Origin of the sequence: Rhodococcus sp. PSBB066 (assembly GCF_017068255.1) — a bacterium.
Lineage (GTDB): Bacteria > Actinomycetota > Actinomycetes > Mycobacteriales > Mycobacteriaceae > Rhodococcus > Rhodococcus aetherivorans.
The window spans coordinates 4,451,608-4,473,152 of the sequence record NZ_CP070859.1; the positions used below are offsets into that span (position 1 = coordinate 4,451,608).

At 71.7% G+C, this 21,545-nt stretch carries 17 protein-coding genes; 4 read left to right on the top strand and 13 right to left on the bottom strand.

Annotated elements, in window-relative coordinates; genetic code table 11:
- Nucleotides 1-4 precede the first annotated feature (4 nt).
- A complete protein-coding gene (gene yaaA / locus JYA75_RS20175) occupies nt 5-748 on the top strand; it encodes a peroxide stress protein YaaA (protein ID WP_185712709.1) in 744 nt (247 codons plus the stop codon).
- Here the strand turns inward: yaaA and JYA75_RS20180 are convergent.
- The 5 genes from JYA75_RS20180 to mqo form a co-directional block, all read right to left on the bottom strand.
- Entirely contained in the window at nt 719-1,870 is a 1,152-nt protein-coding gene (locus JYA75_RS20180; RefSeq protein WP_168579554.1) for an FUSC family protein, read from the bottom strand. The genes yaaA and JYA75_RS20180 overlap by 30 nt on opposite strands.
- A 60-nt stretch (nt 1,871-1,930) precedes the next feature.
- A complete protein-coding gene (locus JYA75_RS20185; RefSeq protein ID WP_006937416.1) occupies nt 1,931-3,412 on the bottom strand; it encodes an MFS transporter in 1,482 nt (493 codons plus the stop codon).
- A gap of 11 nt (nt 3,413-3,423) precedes the next feature.
- Nucleotides 3,424-4,674, bottom strand: a complete 1,251-nt coding sequence (gene cobA / locus JYA75_RS20190; protein WP_006937417.1) for a uroporphyrinogen-III C-methyltransferase — start codon at nt 4,672-4,674, stop codon at nt 3,424-3,426.
- Between the two features lie 148 nt (nt 4,675-4,822).
- Nucleotides 4,823-6,505 (bottom strand): long-chain-fatty-acid--CoA ligase, encoded by a 1,683-nt coding sequence (locus tag JYA75_RS20195; protein WP_029543258.1) that lies wholly within the window; start codon nt 6,503-6,505, stop codon nt 4,823-4,825.
- Nucleotides 6,506-6,640: 135 nt separating this feature from the next.
- The gene (mqo, locus tag JYA75_RS20200) at nt 6,641-8,170 is read right to left on the bottom strand and encodes a malate dehydrogenase (quinone) (RefSeq protein WP_072635112.1); all 1,530 of its coding nucleotides are present in this window, start codon (nt 8,168-8,170) and stop codon (nt 6,641-6,643) included.
- A gap of 234 nt (nt 8,171-8,404) precedes the next feature.
- Here mqo and JYA75_RS20205 point away from each other — a divergent pair, with 234 nt between their 5' ends.
- The gene (locus JYA75_RS20205) at nt 8,405-9,412 is read left to right on the top strand and encodes an alpha/beta hydrolase (protein WP_029543255.1); all 1,008 of its coding nucleotides are present in this window, start codon (nt 8,405-8,407) and stop codon (nt 9,410-9,412) included.
- A gap of 31 nt (nt 9,413-9,443) precedes the next feature.
- The gene (gene mtr / locus JYA75_RS20210; RefSeq protein ID WP_102800118.1) at nt 9,444-10,817 is read left to right on the top strand and encodes a mycothione reductase; all 1,374 of its coding nucleotides are present in this window, start codon (nt 9,444-9,446) and stop codon (nt 10,815-10,817) included.
- A 66-nt stretch (nt 10,818-10,883) separates the two neighbouring features.
- Here the strand turns inward: mtr and JYA75_RS20215 are convergent, their stop codons facing one another.
- From JYA75_RS20215 to JYA75_RS20225, 3 genes are all read right to left on the bottom strand, one after another.
- Nucleotides 10,884-11,450, bottom strand: a complete 567-nt coding sequence (locus JYA75_RS20215; protein ID WP_029543250.1) for an alpha/beta hydrolase — start codon at nt 11,448-11,450, stop codon at nt 10,884-10,886.
- Between the two features lie 48 nt (nt 11,451-11,498).
- Nucleotides 11,499-12,356, bottom strand: a complete 858-nt coding sequence (map, locus tag JYA75_RS20220; RefSeq protein WP_065922640.1) for a type I methionyl aminopeptidase — start codon at nt 12,354-12,356, stop codon at nt 11,499-11,501.
- Between the two features lie 72 nt (nt 12,357-12,428).
- Complete coding sequence (locus JYA75_RS20225) at nt 12,429-14,087, bottom strand: AMP-binding protein (protein ID WP_065922641.1); 1,659 nt, start codon at nt 14,085-14,087, stop codon at nt 12,429-12,431.
- Between the two features lie 106 nt (nt 14,088-14,193).
- Here JYA75_RS20225 and JYA75_RS20230 point away from each other — a divergent pair, with 106 nt between their 5' ends.
- Nucleotides 14,194-15,054: a LuxR C-terminal-related transcriptional regulator gene (locus tag JYA75_RS20230; RefSeq protein WP_102800117.1), complete on the top strand. Its 861-nt coding sequence runs from the start codon at nt 14,194-14,196 to the stop codon at nt 15,052-15,054.
- A gap of 55 nt (nt 15,055-15,109) precedes the next feature.
- On the opposite strand, the gene JYA75_RS20235 is transcribed toward JYA75_RS20230, so the two are convergent.
- From JYA75_RS20235 to dxr, 5 genes are all read right to left on the bottom strand, one after another.
- Nucleotides 15,110-16,951 (bottom strand): penicillin-binding transpeptidase domain-containing protein, encoded by a 1,842-nt coding sequence (locus tag JYA75_RS20235; protein WP_180987038.1) that lies wholly within the window; start codon nt 16,949-16,951, stop codon nt 15,110-15,112.
- A 67-nt stretch (nt 16,952-17,018) separates the two neighbouring features.
- Entirely contained in the window at nt 17,019-17,855 is an 837-nt protein-coding gene (locus JYA75_RS20240) for a GNAT family N-acetyltransferase (protein WP_102800115.1), read from the bottom strand.
- Nucleotides 17,856-17,939: 84 nt separating this feature from the next.
- The gene (ispG, locus tag JYA75_RS20245) at nt 17,940-19,094 is read right to left on the bottom strand and encodes a flavodoxin-dependent (E)-4-hydroxy-3-methylbut-2-enyl-diphosphate synthase (RefSeq protein WP_006937431.1); all 1,155 of its coding nucleotides are present in this window, start codon (nt 19,092-19,094) and stop codon (nt 17,940-17,942) included.
- Nucleotides 19,095-19,139: 45 nt separating this feature from the next.
- The gene (locus JYA75_RS20250) at nt 19,140-20,357 is read right to left on the bottom strand and encodes a site-2 protease family protein (RefSeq protein WP_006937432.1); all 1,218 of its coding nucleotides are present in this window, start codon (nt 20,355-20,357) and stop codon (nt 19,140-19,142) included.
- A 15-nt stretch (nt 20,358-20,372) separates the two neighbouring features.
- Entirely contained in the window at nt 20,373-21,536 is a 1,164-nt protein-coding gene (gene dxr, locus JYA75_RS20255; protein ID WP_065923488.1) for a 1-deoxy-D-xylulose-5-phosphate reductoisomerase, read from the bottom strand.
- Nucleotides 21,537-21,545: the final 9 nt, after the last annotated feature.

Below are 21,545 nucleotides of genomic sequence, written 5' to 3' on the forward strand. Positions count from 1 at the left end.
GCTTGTGCTGGTGCTTCTGCCTCCCTCCGAAACCAAGTCCGACGGCGGCGACGGTGCGCCCCTCGACCTGGGCGAGCTGTCGATGCCGCAACTGACCGCGACCCGCGAGGAGCTGGTGCAGGCGCTCGTCGACCTGGCCGCGGATCCGGAGGCGTCGAGCCTCGCCCTGGGCCTGGGTCCCACGCAGGCGGACGAGATCGAACGCAACGCCAAGCTGTGGGTCTCGCCCACCCGGCCGGCTCTCGCGCGCTACACCGGGGTGCTGTTCGACGCCCTCGACGCCGGCTCGTTCACCCGGGCGCAGCGGGAGAAGGCCCACCGGCGACTCGCGATCGGATCGGCCCTGTTCGGCGCGGTGCGCGCGGGCGATCCCATCCCGGCCTATCGCCTGTCGGGCGGATCGAAGCTGCCCGGCGTCGGGACCCTCGCGTCGCTGTGGCGGCCGGAGCTGAGCGGCGCCCTGGCCGCCGAGGCCGCCGGGCAGCTCGTGGTGGACCTGCGGTCGGGGGTGTACCGGGAGCTCGGGCCCGTCCCCGGCGCGGTCACCGCGACCGTGCTCACCGAGCAGCCCGACGGGAGCCGCAAGGTGGTCAGTCACTTCAACAAGCACCACAAGGGCCTGCTGGCCCGCGCGCTCGTACTGACCCGCGCGGAGCCGGCCGACGTCGACGGTGCCGCCCGCGTCGCGGCCCGGGCGGGCCTGCGGGTCGAGGTGGCGTCAGCCACCGAACTGGTGATCCTGACCTGACTGCGGCACGCGCCGGGTGTCCTGCACCGCGGTGAGGAACCGGTGCGCCGGGTGCCAGAAGCTACCGAGCACGGCCGCCACCCGAGGATCGGCGGACCCGGCGGCCGATCGCTGCAGTTCGGCCAGCCGGTCGGCGCACTCGCCGCAGGCGTCGTCGAATCGGACGGGTTCGGCGAATCGGACGGGGTCGGCAGCGGTGTCCCCGATCCGGTCCACGAGCTCGGCCAGGGCTGTCAGGAGAGCAGGCACCGAGCAGCGCGCCGCATCGTCCGCCCCGTCGAGAACGCCGTCCGACGCCGCCTCCGCCACGCGGGCGAGTTCGCGGAGCGCCGGCACGGCGTACCACAGCCGGTCGAGGACGTCGTCGGAGGCCGAGGCCTGATCCCGGACCCGGGCCGCGATCGGGCGCGGATTGAGCCGCACACTCTCTCGTGCCCACTGCGACGACTCCGCCGCGCGGTCCATCATCCGGTCGATCTCCCCCGTGCGACGCACCCAGCCCCCGGGCCCCGGACCCGCCTCGTCGCCCAGCCCGGCGGCCATGTCACACAGCAGGGATCGGGCCTCACGGGCGAGTACCCCGAGTTCGTCCCCGACCGGGTAGACCGGCGGGAACAGCACCGCGGTCACCACGAGTCCGCACGCTGCCCCGATCGCCGTCTCGAGCAGCCGCTCCCCCAGCATCACGGGGCTGCCGGCGGCGCCCGTCGCGATCACCAGCAACGCGGTGATCGCCACCCAGATCCCGTTCGAACCGAACCGCCGCCAGCGGCCGACGAACCAGCCGACGAGCACCACGACGCCGATCGCCGCCGTCTGCCCCGGCACCAGCCATTCCGCCGTTGCCGCGAGCAGCACGCCGGCGACGACCGTTCCGATCTGCACCACCGCCTGCCGGAGGGACCTGAACACCGTGGTCTCGACGAGGAACACCGCGACGTAGGGGGCGAGGAAGGCCTGCGGCAGCGTCAGCCACTCGGCGGCGACGAGCCACGCGAGGACCGCCGCGAGGGCCGACTTCAGCGCCTGCGCGGCGACGTACCGCTCGTGCCCGCGCACGCGTACCGCGCGTGCGGTCCACGTCGCCGGGAACCGCATCCACTCGGTGATGGTCGACAACATGTCCGTCGGCTACCCCGCCGCTGGGGCCGGGCACACCTCGGCGGCAGGGCCGGTACGGGGCTACGCGCCCTGCGCCGCCTTCTCCGCCACCTGGGCCTGCGCCACCTGCTCGGGGGTGAAGCGGATGAACAGCGCCGCGGCACCCGCGATCACGGCGCACACCGCACAGCCGACGAGGGCGAAGAGGTAGCCCTCCCCCAGCGCGTAGAGCTGGCCGGGATCCATGTCGGCGACGGCGCCGGACGTGCCGCCCAGCGACAGGGTCCGCGACGTGGCCATCGCGCCGATCACGGCCAGGCCGATGGGGCCGCCGAGGGTCTGCGCCACCTGGGCGATCGCCGCGAGCGGGCCGATCTCGTGCGAGCCGACGCCGGCGATCGCGCACAGCGGCAGCGGCACCACGGCCAGGCCCACCCCGAACCCGACGACGAGCACCAGGACGAACAGCGTCGGCAGGTAGGCGACGGTGTGCGACATCGTCGAGCCGTACAGGAGGCTGACCGCCATGATCAGCGCCCCGGTGACGACCAGCCAGCGGGGCCGCACCCGCACCGCCAGCTTCGACGCGACCGCCGCGGCGGCGCCCAGGCCGAAGGCGAAGGGCACGAACGCCAGGCCGGCCTGCAGCGGCGAATAGCCGAGGATGTCCTGCACGAACAGGGCGACGAACGCGGCGAGGCTGAACATGACGGCACCGGCGAAGAAGATGGACACGAACGTCGCGACCCGGTCCGCGTTGCGGAACAGCACGAACGGCAGCAGCGGGTTCTCGGCGCGGCGCTCGACGACGAGGAACACCGCGAGCAGCGCGGTACCGGTGATCAGCGCGCCGACCACCGCAGGACTGGTCCACCCCATCTCCGGGCCCTCGGTGAGCCCGAAGACGAGACCGGTGCAGCCGAGTGTGGCGAGCACCGCGCCCGGCACGTCCAGCGGCAGCCGCTCGGCCGCGGTCTCGCGCAGCGCGACCACCGCCAGGCTCACGATCAGCATCCCGATCGGCACGTTGATCAGGAAGATCCAGCGCCAGGACACCTCGGTGAGGGCGCCGCCGATGATCAGCCCCGCGATCGATCCGACGCCCGTCATGGCCGCGAAGATGGCGATCGCCTGGTTGCGTGCCGGTCCGGGCGCGAAGGTGGTGGCGACCAGCGCCAGGGCCGTGGGCGAGGCCACGGCGGCGCCGACGCCCTGCAGCGCGCGGGCCGCGACGAGGGTGCCCTCGTTGACGGCGAGGCCGCACAGCAGCGACGCGACGGTGAACAGGCCGACGCCGGCGATGAACATGCGTTTGCGGCCGAAGGCGTCGCCGAGACGTCCGCCGAGGAGCATCAGCCCCCCGTAGCTCAGGGCGTACGACGTGAGCACCCAGTTGCGGCCCGCGTCACTCAGACCGAGGTCCTCCTGCAGCGGCGCCAGCGCGAGATTGGCGACCGTGCCGTCGAGCACGACCATCAACTGCAGACCGCTGAGGACGATGATCGCCAGGCCCAGCGCACGCGTGGTGACGGGGTAGCTCACGGGCGAGGAGGTTTCGGCCATGTGGATCAACGTTACCGAGCGCCCGGGGCGACCCCGGCCACCGGCCCGATGTCGAACCCGGCCACCGGCCCGATCACGATGATGGCCGGCGGGCGGATCTGCTCCTCCCGGACGCGGGCGGCGACGGTCTTCAGGTCGGCGCGCAGCACCCGCTGGGTGCGCAGCGTGCCCTCCTGGATCACGGTGACCGGGGTCTGCGCGGGCCGGCCGCCCTCGAGCAGGGCGGCGGCGAACTGCTCGATCCGCTCGACCGCCATCAGCAGCACGAGCGTGCCGCGCAGGCGCGCGAGCGCACCCCAGTCGGTGAGCGAATCCGGGTGGTCGGGCGCCACGTGGCCGCTGACCACGACGAACTCGTGAGTGACGCCGCGGTGGGTGACGGGGATCCCGGCCGCGGACGGCACCGAGATGGCGCTGGTGATGCCGGGGACGACGGTCACGGGCACTCCGGCGGCGACGCACGCCTCGAGTTCCTCGTAGCCGCGGCCGAACACGTACGGGTCGCCGCCCTTGAGCCGGACGACGAACTTTCCGGCCTTGGCGCCGTCGATCAGCGCCTGGTTGATGGCCTCCTGCGCCATCGCCCGGCCGTAGGGGATCTTGGCCGCGTCGATCACCTCGACGTGCGGGCCGAGCTCGGCGAGCAGTTCCGGCGGGGCCAGCCGGTCGGCGACGACGACGTCGGCGCGACCCAGCAGGCGCCGCCCGCGGACCGTGATCAGGTCGGGATCGCCCGGGCCGCCACCGACCAGCGCGACCCCGGGGCGGGCGGGCTCGGCGTCGGCGACGACGGCACCGGACTGCAGGGCCTCGCGGATCGCGGTGCGCACGGCCGCGGAGCGGCGGTGGTCGCCGCCGGCCAGCACACCGACGGTCATCCCGTCGTAGTGGGCGGTGGCCGGGGTGACGGCCGTGCCGCGGCGGGCGTTGTCGGCCCGGACGCAGAAGATGCGGTGACGTTCGGCCTCGGCGACGATCGCGGCGTTGGTGTCCGGTTCGTCGGTGCAGGCGATGGCGTACCAGGCGCCGTCGAGATCCCCGTCACGGTAGTCGCGCAGTTCCAGGGTGACCTGCCCGGCGGTGGCCATGCCCTCGACCGCGGGCGTCGCCGCACGGGTGATCACGTGCACGTGGGCACCGGCGGCCACGAGCAGACCGAGCCGTCGCTGTGCGACGGTACCGCCCCCGACCACCACTACTCGCCGGCCCCGCAAATTGAGCCCGACCAGGTAGTTGGTCTCGTCATCGGCAGCACTGGACACCGGCACTTCCCATCTTTCGGCACTGTGCAACGCGCATCACGCTGCGGGGAACGCACAAACACTACGGGCCGGGCCGATCGCGGCGCCATCCGCCGTACGAACATCGTGAGGGACGCCGCAGGCCCGGCACGCACGGCGTCCGAAGGACTCAGCCGACGAGGAGGGACTCGCGGACCTGCCGGCGGAGCACCTTCCCGATCAGGGACCGCGGCAGGTCGTCCACCACCACCACACGCCGCGGGACCTTGTAGGCGGCCAGGCGCGAACGGCAGTGCTCCCGCGCCGCCTCGGGGTCGAAGTCGTCGCCCGAGACCAGCACCGCCGCCACCACCTCCTCGCTGCCGTCAGGGGTCGGCAGACCCACCACGGCGGCGTCGACTACTCCCGGGAACAGCCGCAGCGCCGCTTCGACCTCGGACGGCATGACGTTGAAGCCACCGGTGATGATCAGTTCCTTGATCCGGTCCACGACCGTGACGAATCCGTCGCGGTCGACCTGGACGATGTCACCGGTCCGGAACCAGCCGCCGTCGAGCAGCGCCTCCGCCGTCTGTTCGGGCTTGTTCCAGTATCCGGAGAACACCTGCGGTCCGCGGATCAGCAGCTCTCCCCGCTGCCCGGGTTCGACGTCGCGCTCAGGGTCGGCCGGATCGACCACCCGGATCTCGGTGCTCGGGAAGGGAACTCCGACCGCACCGGGCCGGCGGGCGAGTCCGATGGGATTGCCGACCGCGACCGGCGACGTCTCGGTCAGCCCGTACCCCTCGACCAGCACGCCCCCGGTGACCGCCTCCCACAGTTCCAGTGTCTCCGTCGGCAAGGGCATCGCCCCGGAAATCGACCAGCGCGCCGACGTCAGATCCACCGACCGCTCCCGGGCCGCGCGGGCGAGGCGCTCGTAGATCGGCGGCACCGCGGGCATGAACGTGGGTGGGTGCTTCTTCGCGGCGGCGAGCACCAGATCCACGTCGAACTTGGGGAACAGCACCAGACGGGCGCCGATGCTCATCGCGAAGGTCACACACAGGGTGAGCCCGTAGGCGTGGAACATCGGCAGCACCGCGTAGACGACCTCTGCGCCGTCGACCAGCCCCGGCACCCAGGCGCGGCCCTGCGCGGCGTTGGCGCCGAGGTTCGAGTGCGTGAGCATCGCGCCCTTCGGGGTGCCGGTGGTGCCGCTCGTGTACTGGACGACCGCCAGATCGCCGACGGAGGGGCGCGGATGCTCCGGGTCGAGGGGTCCGTCGGCCAGCAACCGCTGCCACGGAATCGTCCCCGGCGCCGGCCCCGTCAGCGCGTCCCGCAACGCGCGCGCTCTCGGGACGGGGAGGGTGAGCGCGAGCCGCTTGGACCACGGCATCGAACGAGTGATGTTCACCGCCACGATGTGCTCGACGGCCGTGTCCCCGGCGATCCGCTGCAGCAGCGGACAGACCTTGTCCCAGGCGACCGCCACCGTGGCGCCGTGGTCCGCGAACTGGTGGGCCATCTCCTCGCCGGTGTAGAGCGGATTGTGCTCGACCACCACGCCGCCGATCCGCAGGACCGCATAGAACGCGATCACGTGCTCCGGACAGTTCGGCAGGACGAGCGCCACCCGGTCGCCGGGGCGCACGCCGAGCCGTCGCAGCCCCTCCGCGGCACGGTGCACCCGGTCGCCGAGTTGCGAATAGGTCAGTTCCGCGCCGAAGAACTCGAGCGCCGGACGTGGCCCGAACCGAGCGACCGACGCCTCCAGCATGTCGACCAGCGAGTGCTCGGGGGGTGCGATGTCCGACGGCACCCCCTCGGCGTAGCTGTCGAGCCAGATCCGTTCCATACCGGTGCCCACAGCCCCGCCCCTCTCAGCGACTGGGATCAGGGTATCCCGCCGGGGCGCGGGCGCCACGGCGTTCCGGCGGACGGCGCGGCCCGCGAGGGCCGGACCCGGCCGAGACCCTCGCAGGCCGCATCGGAGGACGGGCGGTCAGACCGTCGCCGGCTCCGCCGGGGCGGTGGCCTCCACCGCGGAGGCGACATCGAGCTGCAGGGACTTGGTGCCCCAGCGCCAGACCTTGTCGAACAGCGCGGTGTCGTCCGAGAGCTTGACCCCGAGGGACGGCACCATCTCCTTGAGGGTGTCCTGCCACGCCGTCCACCGGTCGGGGAAGCAGCGCTCGAGGACGTCGAGCATCGCCGGAACGGCGGTCGAGGCGCCGGGGGACGCGCCGAGCAGACCGGCGATCGTGCCGTCGCCGGCATTGACCACGGCGGTGCCGAACTCGAGCACTCCACCCGCACCCTTGCGGCGGATCACCTGCACCCGCTGACCGGCGGTGATGAGCTCCCAGTCCGCCATGCGGGCCCGCGGCACGAACTCGCCGAGGGTGCCGATGCGGTCGCGCGGCGACTGCATCAGCTCACCGATCAGGTACTTGGTCAGACCCATCTCGGTGAGGCCGACGCCGATCATCGACAGCAGGTTGTTGGGCTTGACCGAGCCGGGCAGGTCGGTGAGCTTGCCGTTCTTGAGGAACTTCGGGGACCAGCCGGCGTACGGGCCGAACAGCAGGCCCTGCTTGCCGCCGATCACGCGGGTGTCGAGGTGCGGGACCGACATCGGTGGCGCACCCACGGCCGCCTTGCCGTACACCTTCGCGCTGTGCATGGCGATCAGCTCCGGGTTGGTGCAGCGCAGGAACTGGCCGGAGACGGGGAAACCGCCGAAGCCCTTGGCCTCCGCGATACCCGACTTCTGCAGCAGGTGCAGCGCTCCGCCGCCGGCACCGACGAACACGAACCGGGCATGCACCTTGCGGGCCTGGCCGGTGCGGCGGTTGCGGACCTTGACGATCCAGCTGCCGTCGGACTGCTTGTCCAGGTCGGTCACGTCGTGGCCGAAGTGCACGGTGCCGCCCGACGCGGCGACGTTGTTGAGCAGCTGCTTGGTGAGGGCACCGAAGTCGACGTCGGTGCCGTCCTGGGTCCAGTTCAGCGCGATGGGCTCGGAGAAGTCACGGCCCTGCGCCATCAGCGGCAACCGCTCGGAGAAGTACTCGGGGCTCTCCGAGTACTCCATGCCGGCGAAGAGCGGGTGCCCGGCCAGCGCGTCGTAGCGGGCACGCAGGTACTTCACGTTGTCGGCGCCGTGGACGAAGCTGACGTGCGGAACGGGATTGATGAAGTTCTTGGGATCGGTGAGGATGCCGTTGTCCACCGCGAACGCCCAGAACTGGCGCGAGACCTGGAACTGCTCGTTGACGTTGATCGCCTTGGTGATGTCCACGCCACCGCCCGGCTTGGCGGGCGTGTAGTTCAGCTCGCACAGCGCCGAGTGACCGGTGCCTGCGTTGTTCCAGGGATCGCTGCTCTCCGCCGCGGCGGCGTCGAGCCGCTCGAAGGCGGTGATGGACCAGTCGGGCTGCAGCCGGCGCAGGATTGCGCCGAGCGTCGCGCTCATGATGCCCGCACCCACGAGCACTACATCGGTCTTGGCCTCTACCACGTTCTCTGACACTGGAGGATCGACTTCCTTGTCTGTTCGCACGCGCCGTTGCGTTCCGCACTGCTCCGCGTGAGTGTCCCGTGCACGTCCGTGCTCGTCGGCCGGGTCTCGCTGCACTCGCGGATCCCGGCGACGTCGCGGCCGCGCCGACTGCGACGAACAGGTTACCCGCGCGTTGTCCGGCGTTTGTCTTCACCCAATTGTGCCCCCACGACAGGTCCGCGTAGTGACCAATACAGTGTGATCGTGACTACTTGGATGCCCGATATCCTCGGCGACGGATACGAGCAGCTCACGCTGCCTCTCGGCCCCGATCCGGACGGCGAGGGCGAGGTCACCGCCACCCTCGTCCGCTATCAGCCGTCCGTCTACCCCGGCGGCGAGTCCGCCCCGGACCGTGCCGTGATCTACGTGCACGGATTCACCGACTACTTCTTCCAGCAGCACCTCGCCGAGCACTTCGCGGCCCAGGGGTACCGCTTCTTCGCCCTGGACCTGCGCAAGTGCGGCCGCTCCCGGCAACCGGAGCAGACGCCGCACTTCGTCACCGACCTGACCTACTACGACGCCGAGCTCGAGGAGGCGCTGCGGGTCGTCCGGAGCGAGGTCGGCGGCGGCATCCTCCTCGTGGCGCATTCCACCGGCGGGCTGGTCCTGCCGCTGTGGCTCGACCGGCTGAACCGCCGGCCCGGCGGCACAGGCGGCGCCGGGATCCAGGGCCTGATCCTCAACAGCCCGTGGTTCGACCTGCAGGGGCCCTCGATCCTGCGCAGCCTCGGCACCGTCGCCGTCGACACCGTCGGCCGGGTCCGCAGCCGAGCCGTCATCCCGGGGCAGAGCCTGGACACCTACGGGATGAGCCTGCACAGGAACGCCAACGGCCAGTGGGAGTACGACCTGGACTGGAAGCCGCTGGCCGGGTTCCCCGTCACGTTCGGCTGGCTCCGCGCGGTCCGTCGCGGCCACGCGCGGCTGCACCGCGGCCTCGACGTCGGGGTCCCGTCGCTGATCCTGCGGTCGAAGGACACGCGCTGGGCCCCGGCGTACGACCCCGCGGTGGACACCGCCGACGCGGTCCTCGACGTCAAGCAGATCGCCCGCTGGGCCGGGTGCCTGGGCGACCGCACGACGATCGTCCCGATCACCGGTGCCCGCCACGATGTGTTCCTCTCCACACCGGAGGTCCTCGAGGTGGCATTCCGGGAATTGGATCTGTGGCTGGACTGGTTGGACGGTCACAGCAGAACCCTGTGACCGTCCGCGCGAACCTGACTACGGGAGAACAGTGAGCCACTACGACCTGGCCATCATCGGCACCGGATCCGGAAACTCGATCGTCGACGAGCGATACGACGGCAAGAAGGTGGCCATCCTCGAGCAGGGCACCTTCGGCGGCACCTGCCTCAACGTCGGCTGCATCCCCACCAAGATGTACGTCTACGCGGCGGAGGTCGCGCAGACCGTGCGCAAGGCCGCGAAGTACGGGGTGGACGCGACGGTCGACGGGGTCCGGTGGAACGACATCGTCGACCGCGTGTTCGGCCGGATCGACCCGATCGCGGCAGGCGGAGAGCGCTACCGCACGGAGGACTGCGCGAACGTCACCGTCCACCGCGGGCACGCCCGGTTCGTCGGCGAGCGCGCCCTCGACACCGGCACCGGGGAGATCATCACCGCCGACCAGGTCGTCGTCGCGGCGGGCGCGCGGCCCGTGATCCCGCAGGAGGTACTCGACGGCGGGGTGCGTTACTACACCAACGACGACATCATGCGGCTGCCGAAGCTGCCCGAGTCGCTCGTGATCCTCGGCTCCGGGTTCATCGCGATGGAGTTCGCCCACGTCTTCTCCGCCCTCGGCACCCGGGTGTCGGTGCTGGCCCGCACCGGTCAGCTGCTGCGGCACCTCGACCACGACCTCGCCGAGCACTTCACCGGTCTGGCCACCGACCGGTGGGACGTGCACCTGTCCAACCCCGCGACCGCCTTCCGCGCCGTCGGCGACGGCGTCGAGGTGGACCTGGCCGACGGCACCACCGTCAGCGGCGACGCGCTGCTCGTCGCGGTGGGACGCACGCCCAACGGGGACGCACTGGACGCCGCCGCCGGCGGGCTCGCGCTGCACGAGGACGGCCGGATCGTCGTGGACGAGTTCCAGCGGACCACCGCGCGCGGGGTCTTCGCGCTCGGTGACGTCTCGTCGTCGCACCAGCTCAAGCACGTCGCGAACCACGAGGGCCGGGTCGTGCAGCACAACCTGCTCCACGACGCGTGGGGCGGGGACACCTCCGCGCTGCGCCGCTCGGACCACCGTTTCGTGCCGTCCGCGGTGTTCACCGACCCGCAGATCGCGACGGTCGGGCTGACCGAGGAGCAGGCCCGCGCCCAGGGCTACGACGTCGCGGTGAAGATCCAGTACTACGGCGACGTCGCCTACGGCTGGGCGATGGAGGACACCGAGGGCTTCTGCAAGGTGATCGCCGACCGCGCCACGGGCAAGCTGCTCGGCGCGCACATCCTGGGCGCCCAGGCGTCGTCGGTGATCCAGCCGCTGATCCAGGCGATGAGCTTCGGTCTCACCGCGCGAGAGACGGCCACCGGCCAGTACTGGATCCACCCGGCCCTGCCGGAACTGGTCGAGAACGCGCTGCTGGGTCTGTAGGCCGCGTGCGTCCTTCGGGCGGTTCCGGCCTCCCGAAGGACACACCGGCGGCGAAGCCGCCCGCTGCTACCAGCTGCCGGTGCGCAGGGCGATCGCGCTGGCCAGCTCCGCCGGCGCCTCGGCCGGGATGTTGCCCACCCCGCTCAGCTCGACGACGCGGAACTCCGACAGGACGTACCGCATCGAGGCGTCGGCCTCCGCGCGCCGCGCAGCGCTGCCCACGAGCACGGTGGTGGGCACCTCGGCGGGGGCGGCGTTCGCGTCCCGCACGACGCCCTCGGCGTCCGGCACCGCCGGATGGCCCCGGTCGGCGACGACGAGGCTGGCGAACCGGCCGAACCGGCCCGACGCGACGGCCCACGCCAGCTCCGCCCCGGCGCCGCTGCCGACGAGGTGCACCCACGGCAGCTTCAGGGCGTCGAGCAGGGCGTGCACGCCCGCGACGTCGAGACCCTCGATGGTCTCGGGCACGAACGTGCGTAGATCCGAATGGTGCAGCCGCTCGCACACCGCGTCGTAGACGTCGGCGGATTCCCCGGCGCCGGGCAGCAACAGCACCGCGTGCCGGCTCTCGGGGCCGTCGATGCGAACGGTGAAGGTGCCGGCCGGGATCGCCACGTCAGTCGGTTCCATGCCGAAGCACGGTACGCGACACGGCGCCGCCGCCGGCACCCGGCCGAGTCACGGCAGCGTGAGGATTTCCGCCCCCGTGTCGGTGACCACGATGGTGTGCTCGAACTGGGCGGTCCACTTGCGGTCCTTGGTGACCACGGTCCAGCCGTCGTCCCAGATCTCGTAGTCCACCGTGCCGAGGTTGATCATCGGCTCGATCGTGAACACCATTCCCGGTTCGAGCACGGTGTCGACGGACGGCTGGTCGTAGTGCAGGATCACCAGCCCGTTGTGGAACGTCTCGCCGATGCCGTGACCGGTGAAGTCGCGCACCACCCCGTACCCGAACCGGTTCGCGTAGGCCTCGATGACCCGGCCGACGACGTTGAGCGCCCGGCCCGGCTTGACGGCCTTGATCGCCCGCATCGTCGCCTCACGGGTCCGCTCGACCAGCAGGCGGTGCTCCTCGGAGACGTTCCCCGCCAGGAACGTGGCGTTGGTGTCGCCGTGCACTCCCCCGATGTAGGCGGTGACGTCGATGTTGACGATGTCCCCGTCCTCGATCACCGTCGAATCCGGAATGCCGTGGCAGATCACCTCGTTCAGCGACGTGCAGCACGACTTGGCGAAGCCCTTGTAGCCCAGCGTGGACGGGTACGCGCCGTGGTCGCACATGTACTCGTGGGCGATGCGGTCCAGCTCGTCGGTGGTCACGCCCGGCGAGACGGCCTTGCCCGCCTCGGCCAGTGCCTGCGCGGCGATGCGGCCGGCGACCCGCATCTTCTCGATGGTCTCCGGGGTCTGCACCCACGGCTCGTGACCTTCCTTCGCCGTCGGCTTCCACGCGTACTCCGGTCGCTCGATCCCGTTGGGGACGGCACGGACAGGCGAGACGGTTCCGGGGACGAGTGCGGTGCGAACAGGCATGCCCACCAGAATAGGCCCCGCGCAGCGGGGGGCGACGCGGCCCGGCGGCCGCACCGCCCCCCACCCGGGGGCTCAGCCCTGGCGCAGGATGTAGCGCTGGATCTTGCCGCTGGGCGTCTTCGGCAGCTGGGGCACGAAGTGCACGGTCCGCGGGTAGGCGTGCGCCGCGAACTTGCGCTTGACCAGCTGCTGCAGCTCCGCCTCGAGCTCGTCGGTGCCGTCGACACCGTCGCGCAGCACCACGAACGCCTCGAGCACCTCACCGCGCAGCTGATCGGGCATGCCGACGACGGCGGCCTCGACGACGTGCTCGTGCATCACCAGCACGCTCTCGACGTCGAACGGGCCGATCCGGTAGCCCGCCATGATGATCACGTCGTCGTCGCGGGCCGAGAAGTAGAAGAAGCCGTCCTCGTCGACCTGCCCGGCGTCGCCGGTGAGGTACCAGCGGCCGTCCTCCGTGAACCGCTGCGCGGTCTTCTCCGGGGCGTCCACGTAACCCGTGAACCACAGCAGGGGGCTGGCGTGGGTGTCGATCGCCACGCGCCCGGGCACGCCGGGGGCGGCGATCTCGTCGGAGTCGTCGGACAGCACGGCGCAGGACCAACCGGGCAGCGGCTTGCCCATCGACCCGGGCCGCACCTCCTCGCGCAGCCCGTCGGCCCACGCGTTGACGACGAACATGCCGTGCTCGGTCTGCCCGTAGTGGTCGCGCACCACCGCGCCGAGGGTCTGCTCCGACCACGCCACGACGTCGGGCGTGAGCGGCTCGCCGGCCGAGGACGCGCGGCGCAGCGAGATCGACTCCGGCACGGGCGCCGAGTCCGCTCGCAGGCTGCGGTAGACGGTGGGCGCGGCCGCGAAGTTGGTGACCCCGAACTTCTCCATCACCTGCCAGGTGAGGGAGGCGGAGAACCCGGCATGCAGCAGCAGGCTGCGCACCCCGGCGGCCAGCGGCGCGAGCAGCGCGTAGTACAGCCCGTAGGCCCAGCCGGGATCGGCGGCGTTCCAGAACACGTCGTCCTCACGCACGTCGAGGCCGAAGTCCAGGTAGGCGTGGAACGACGCGAGCGCCCGTACCGGCACGGGCACGCCCTTCGGAGTGCCGGTGGTGCCGGAGGTGAACAGCTGCACGAGTCCGCCGTGCCCGCCGACGGCGACCGCGGCACCGCGCGGATCGTCCGCGTCGTGCGAGGCCACCAGGTCGGCGAAGCTCACTCCGATGCCGGCGGCACCGCCCTCGGTGTGACCTGCGACGACGATCTGCCAGGGCGCGTCGGCGGGGATGTCCTCGCCGGGCGCGAGCTTGCCCACCTGGTCGGCGTCCGAGACCACCACCTTCGCGCCGCTTGCCTGCAGCCGGAAACCGATCGCCGGGGGTGCGAACGCGGTGAACAGCGGCACGTGCACGGCACCGCGGCGCCAGATGCCGAGCAGCGCCACGACCAGGTCCGCGGACTTGCCCATCAGGGTGGCGACGTGGTCGCCCGGCTCGACGCCGAGGTCGGCCAGGGCCGCGGCGAAGCGGGAGGACTGCTCGCGCAGGTAACCGAAGGTCAGATCGGTCGCGCTCAGGTCCGCCTCGACCACCGTGAACGCGACGGCGTCCGCGGGATGCCCGTCGCACAGCAGCTGTGCGGCACACGCGTCGGCGGTGTCGTAGCGGTCCAGCAGTTCCCGCACTCGTGCCTCCTGCTCGGAATACGCACGCGCGGTGGTCTCGGTGGTCATCGAATCCGTCCTCTCGTGAAGCGCCCCGGGGTGAACGTCCCGAGGATCGATTCCTTTATGATCCAAGTCACAAGTACGTCCCGATACCCCCGGAAAGGGGTGACCGATGGCGCCGGCCGGCACCTCGCCTCTCCTTCGTCCCCGTGACAGCGACGCACTGCGCGGCGAGCTCCGCCGCACCGCGGCGGAGGCACTGATTCCCGTCGTGTTCGCCGGGGAGGTCCGCGACGGGAACCTGCACCTGACCGAGTTCTTCGGCACCCGCACGAACGGCCTCGAGGGGGTCGTGGTGCCGCCGCGGGCGGGCCTGGGTGGCCTCGTGGTGGACCGGGCCCGGCCGGCGACGGTGCCCGACTACGGCCGGTCGTCGTCGATCACCCACCACTTCGACCGGCCCGTGCTCAGCGAGGGGCTGCGGTCGATCCTCGCGGTGCCGGTGATGGTGGGAGGGGCGGCCCGCGCCGTCCTCTACGGCGCGATCCGTGAGTGCTCACCGCTCGGCGATCGCGCGGTGGGGGCGTTCGTGCAGGCGGCGCGCCGGCTCAGCAGCGAGATCGCCATCCGGGACGAGGTGGACCGGCGGCTGGCGCTGCTCGGCTCCCTCGATCGGCCGTCCGAGAACCCGGTCGCGGCGGCCCAGATCCGGGACGTGCACGCGGAACTGCGCGGCCTCGCCCAGTCCGTGGACGACGCCGGCCTGCAGCGCAAGCTGCGGGCGCTGTCGGACCGGCTGGCCGGGGCGCTCGGCGGCCCGGCCCCGCAACCGACCGACGTGGTGCTCTCGCCGCGCGAGACCGACGTGCTCGCGCACGTGGCACTGGGATGCACCAATGCCGAGATCGCCGACCGGCTGTCGGTCGGCCCGGAGACGGTCAAGAGCTACCTGCGCAGCGCAATGGGCAAGCTCGACGCCCACACCCGGCACGAGGCGGTGGTGTCCGCGCGGCGCCTGGGTCTGCTGCCCTGAGCGACCCGGCCGGTGGCTCGTCCGGGTGCCGGCCGGCAACCCCCGCCCGGGCCGGTCAGTACCCTTCCGGGAGGGCCGCGAACATGTCGCGGGTGACGGCGACGGCGTTGTCGGAGCTGCCGCCGCGCACGACGAGCGTGGCGAAGGCCAGGTCGCCGCGGTAGCCGACGAACCACGCGTGGGAGCCACCCTCGACCTCGGCCTCACCCGTCTTGCCGTACACCTCGCCCTGGTCGCGGATGCGGTCGGCGGTGCCGCTGGTGATCACCAGCCGCATCATGCCGCGCAGGCCGTCGATCATCTCCGGGGTGACGGGCGGCCGGTCGCCGGTGACGGCTGTCTCGCGTCCCTGCAACAGGTAGGGCACGGGTGCGCTGCCGTGCGCGACGGTCGCGGCGGCCAGGGCCATCCCGAACGGGCTGACGACGACCTTGCCCTGACCGAAGCCGTCCTCGGCGCGCTGGACCAGGTCCTCGGCCGGCGGCACCGACCCGGAGAACGTGGGCATGCCCACCACCTCGTACTCGGGTCCGATGCCGAACTGCGCGGCCGCGACGGTGAGGGCGTCGGGCGCCATCTCGGAGGCGAGTTTGGCGAACGAGGTGTTGCACGAGCGCGCGAACGCCGTCGCCATCGGCACGGTGCCGACCGAGAATTCGTTGTAGTTGGGGACGCTGCGCTCGCCGATCGTGATCCGTCCCGGGCAGGCCACCATGGTGCCGGGCGTGGCGAGACCGCTGGAGATGGCGGCGCCCGAGGTGATGATCTTGAAGGTGGAGCCGGGAGGGTACTGCCCCGCCAGCGCGACCGGTCCGTCGCGGTCGGCCGCCTTGTTCTGGGCGACGGCGAGGACCGCGCCGGTGGACGCCTCGATCACCACCATCATCGCCTGTTCCGCGCGGGCGTCGACGGCGGCCTGCGCCGCCACCTGGATGGGACGGTCCAGGCTGATGGAGAACGACGGCGCCGGCTCGGGCGGGGTCTCGGTGAGCACACCGGTGTCGACGCCGTTCTGGTTGACGGCGACCACGCTCCACCCGGCCTTGCCGTCCACCTCGTCGATCACGGTCTTCTTGATCTGGCCGACCAGATCGGGGGCGAAGCTGCGGTCGGTGGAGACGAGGTCGGCCTGCTCGGTGATCGTGACGCCGGGAATCGCCGCGAGGGTGCCGGCGACGCGTTCGTAGTCCTCCTCACGCAGCCGCACCACCGAGTGGGCGCCCTCGGCGGCGGTGGCGGTCTCGGCGATCGACTGCGCGGTCAGCGACGGGTCGAACTGTGTCAGCGCCGCCGACAACGCCCGCGCTGCACCCCGGACGTCGCCGGCCGCCGTGGCGTCGAAACCGACACCGTAGACGATGCCCGGAACGAGCACATCCGAGCCGGAATGCTCGTTGACGCGCGCGCGGGGGGCGGGATTGGTCCGCAGCTGCATCCGCTGCCGATCGCCGAGCTGGGGATGCAGGTTCGACCGGGTCCAGCGGACCACCCAGTCGTTCCCGCTGCGGCCCATGTTCATCTCGCCGGAGTACCGCCACACGCGCTCACCGGGCAGGCCCCATTCGTAAACGTAGGTGACCGTCGCAGTGTCCCCGTCGATCCGCACGCCGTCGGTGTCCACCGCCAGCGTCTCCGCCTGTAGTCCGTTCCACGTCTCCGCCAGCGCCTCCTCGGCCGGCTCGGGACGGTCGGTCAGGGCGGCGGCCGCGGCGAAGTCCCGGTCGGCGAAGTCGGTGAGGAACTCCTGTGCGGCGGGCTCGGGTCCGGCCGGCTTCGGGGTACACGCGACGACACCGCCGGCCAGCGCGACGGCGGCCACCAGGACCGCCCCGCGCCGCAGCAGTCGACGCGGTGCCGGGACGAGCGGGGCCGAGACGCGGGCGGATCGAGTTCTCATCGCCGTCATCGTAGGACCGGCGGCCACGCGGATCGGGGAGGCGACACGGGCCGGGCGGAGCGGCCCCTCAGTCCAGCAGCACGGTGCAGAACGTCGCGACCTGACGGAAACCGATGCGGGCGTAGGCCGCGCGGGCCCGGTGGTTGAAGCTGTTGACGTACAGGCTCGGCAGCCGGCCGCCGGCGGTGACGGCGGCGGCGACGGCCGCGGTGCCGGTCGAGCCGAGGCCGGCGTCGCGCCTGCCGGGATCCACCCACACGCCCTGGATCTGCCCCACCGACGAGGACTGGGAGCCGATCTCGGCCTTGAACACGACCCGGCCGTGCTCGAAGCGGGCCCACGCCCGTCCGGTGGCGATCAGGCTCTGCACCCGGCGGCGGTAGCCGGAGCCCCCGTCGCCCGCGCACGGGTCGACGCCGACCTCCTCACGGAACATCGCGATCGCGGCCGGCATGTAGGCGTCGATCTCCTCCGGCCGCACGCGGCGCACCAGCGGGTCGGGGACGACGCACGGTTCCCGGTCGAGTACCAGCAGCGGCTGCTCGGCCCGCACCTCGCGCGCGGGACCCCATTCCGGCTGGAGGACCTCCCACATCGGCAACGCGAGTTCGGCCCGGCCGACGAGCGACGAGCACAGGCGGGGGCCGCGGGCGGCGCGGTCCGCGAAGGCGTGCAGATCGTCGCGGTCGCCGAGCAGCGGAACGAGGTTCGCCCCCGAGAAGCACAACGAGTCGTCGGGTCCGCCCCGGCTCCACATGTCGCCGCCGACGGCGCGGGAATCGAGGCCGTACTCCTCGATCCGGCCGGCCACCATGCACGCCGCCACCGGATCGTGGGCCAGCACCCGCAACACGTGTGCGGTGTCACGGCCACCGAGAGACCGGACTCCCAGAAGCTTGAGCACGTCCCACCACCTGTCGACTGCGGATACGCAATCAGACTGCCAGAAGCCGGGGCCGCGCGGGAGTCCTGCGCCCGCCGAACCGGTTCAGCCGACGGAGACCACCGGGTTTCCGGTGCCGGCGTCACCCTCCATCTCCTCGGCGATGCGCATGGCCTCCTCGATCAGCGTCTCGACGATCTGGGCCTCGGGGACGGTCTTGACGACCTTGCCCTTGACGAAGATCTGGCCCTTGCCGTTGCCGGAGGCGACACCGAGGTCGGCCTCGCGGGCCTCACCGGGGCCGTTGACGACGCACCCCATGACCGCGACCCGCAGGGGCACCTCCATGCCCTCGAGGCCGGCGGTGACCTCGTTGGCCAGGGTGTACACGTCGACCTGCGCCCGGCCGCACGACGGGCACGAGACGATCTCGAGCTTGCGGGGCCGCAGGTTCAGCGACTGCAGGATCTGGGTGCCGACCTTGATCTCCTCGGCCGGCGGCGCCGACAGCGACACCCGGATGGTGTCGCCGATACCCTCGCTCAGCAGCGCACCGAACGCGACGGCCGACTTGATCGTGCCCTGGAAGGCGGGCCCGGCCTCGGTCACGCCCAGGTGCAGCGGGTAGTCGCACTGCGCGGCGAGCTGGCGGTAGGCCTCGACCATCACGACCGGGTCGTTGTGCTTGACCGAGATCTTGATGTCGCCGAAGCCGTGCTCCTCGAACAGGCTCGCCTCCCACAGCGCGGACTCGACGAGCGCTTCCGGCGTGGCCTTGCCGTACTTGCTCAGGATGCGCGGATCCAGCGAGCCGGCATTGACGCCGATACGGATCGGGATGCCTGCCTCGCCGGCCGCCTTGGCGACCTCCTTGACGCGGCCGTCGAACTCCTTGATGTTGCCGGGGTTGACGCGCACGGCGGCGCACCCGGCATCGATGGCGGCGAAGATGTAGCGCGGCTGGAAGTGGATGTCCGCAATGACCGGGATCTGGCTCTTCTTCGCGATCGCGGCGAGCGCGTCGGCGTCCTCCTGCCGCGGGCATGCGACGCGGACGATGTCGCAGCCGGACGCGGTGAGCTCGGCGATCTGCTGCAACGTCGCGTTGATGTCGTGCGTCTTGGTGGTGCACATCGACTGCACCGACACCGGGTGGTCGCTGCCTACGCCGACGTCGCCGACCATCAGCTGACGGGTCTTGCGCCGGGGCGCAAGGACGGCGGGGACTTCGGGCATGCCCAAACCGACGGGGCTGGTCACGTTTCGCCTTCTTTCGTAGCTACGCGGCAATTCTAGCGATGCGGGTCAGAACAGCTGGATGGGGTTGACGATGTCCGCGGTGAGTGTCAACAGCATGAACGCGCCGCCGATGAGAACGAACACGTAGGTGACGGGCAGCAGCTTCGTGTAGTCGACCGGACCCCCGACCGGCAGCCCGCGCAGCCCCCGGATCCAGTTGCGGACCTTCTCGTACGCGACCACGGCGATGTGGCCGCCGTCGAGCGGCAGCAGCGGGAGCAGGTTGAACATGCCCAGGAAGAAGTTGAGCTGCGCGAGCAGCAGGACGAACATCTGCCAGATGCCCCGCTCGGCGACCTGCCCGCCGATGACGGACGCGCCGACGACGCTGATCGGGGTGTCGGGATCGCGTTCGCCGCCCGTCACCGACTCCCACAGCGCCCCCACCTTGCTCGGCAGGTCGGCGAGGGCCTGCGCGGTCAGGACGAACATGTCACCGGTGAACCGCAGCGTGCCACCCACCGCGGTGAACGCGGTGTACTCGGTGACGGACGGCGGTGCAGCGACGCCGATTGCGCTGACGGTCTCCGAGGTGATCTCGCCCGTCTCGGGATCCTGCACCCACCGCTGGGCGGACTCGACCGGCACCGGGATCGTCAGCGTGCGGTCGTCGCGTTCGACGACGAAATCCACCGTCCCGGTCGCGGCGCGGGTGGCCTCGACCAGGTCCCCGAACGTCGCTACCTCGGTGCCGCCGACGGAGACCACGACGTCCCCGACCTCGAGGCCCGCGGCCGCGGCGGGACCCGGCCCGCTGCACGGCGCCAGCTCGTAGCCCCCGGCCTCACCGGCCTGAGTCGGTGCGACGCACGAGAGCTCCCCGATCTCCGCCGGGGTCTCCCCCAGACGGGGCAGACCCCACGCCACGGCGAGCCCGAAGATCAGCACCATGCCGAGGACGAAGTTCATCGCGATGCCGCCGGACATCACCACGACGCGCTTCCACGCCTTCTGCTTGTACATGGCGCGCTCGTGCTCGTCGGGGGCCAGTTCGTCGAGCGCCGTCATGCCCGCGATGTCGCAGAAGCCGCCCGCAGGGATCGCCTTGAGGCCGTACTCGGTCTCGCCGCGACGGAACGAGTACAGCCGCGGCCCGAACCCGATGTAGTAGCGCCGCACCTTCATCCCGAGGCGCTGCGCGGTCCACATGTGCCCGGCCTCGTGCAGGGCGATGGATACGGCGATGCCGAGGGCGAACAGCACGACGCCCAGAACGAACATCATCGGTGGCCGGTCCTCCTACTTCACGAGCGCGCGGGCTCGGTCCCGAGCCCAGCCGTCGGCGGCGAGCACATCTTCCACGGTAGCGGGTGCCGCGGACCAGTCGTCGGCGTCGGACAGGACCGCCGCCACCGTGCGCACGATCCCCGGGAACGGCAGGGCGCCGGCGAGGAAGGCCTCCGCGGCCACCTCGTTGGCGGCGTTGTACACCGCGGTCAGGCATCCGCCGCCCACCCCGGCGGCCCGCGCCAGTTCGATCGCGGGGAACACCTCGTGCGCCACCGGTTCGAACTCCCAGGTCGAGGCGGTCGCGAAGTCGAGGGCCGGCGCCGCGTCCGCGATCCGGTGCGGCCAGCCCAGCGCGAGTGCGATGGGCAGCTTCATCGACGGCGGTGACGCCTGGGCCAGGGTGGAGCCGTCGGTGAAGGTGACCATCGAGTGCACGATCGACTGCGGGTGCACGGTGACGTCGATCCGGTCGTAACCGATGCCGAACAGCAGGTGCGTCTCGATCAGCTCCAGGCCCTTGTTCACCAGCGTCGCCGAGTTCAGGGTGTTCATCGGGCCCATCGACCAGGTGGGATGGGCGCCGGCCTGCTCGGGGGTGACCGACTCGAGCCGCTCGGCCGGCCAACCGCGGAACGGTCCGCCCGAGGCGGTGAGCACGAGCCGGGCCACCTCGTCGGGGCTGCCGCCGCGCAGGCACTGGGCCAGCGCCGAGTGCTCCGAGTCGACGGGCACGATCTGGCCCGGGGCCGCGGCCGCGGTGACCAGCGCGCCGCCGGCGACGAGCGATTCCTTGTTGGCCAGCGCCAGGCGCGCGCCCGTCGCCAATGCGGCCAGCGTCGGCTCCAGGCCGAGGGACCCGACGAGGGCGTTGAGCACCACGTCGGCCTCGACGTCGCGCACCAGCCGCGTGACCGCGTCGGGCCCGCTGCGCACCTGCAGACCCGGGACGTCGAGCCGCGCGGCGGCCTGCGCGTTCGCGACGGCCACCTCGGCGACACCGGTGACGCGGATCTGCTCGGCGAGCAGATCGATGTTGCCGCCACCGGCGGCGAGACCGACCACCTCGAACCGGTCGGGGTTGGCGGCGATCACCTCGAGGGCCTGGGTGCCGATGGAGCCGGTGCTGCCGAGCAGCAGGACACGGGTGCGGGAGCTGGGTTGCGAGTCGACCACGCCGACATT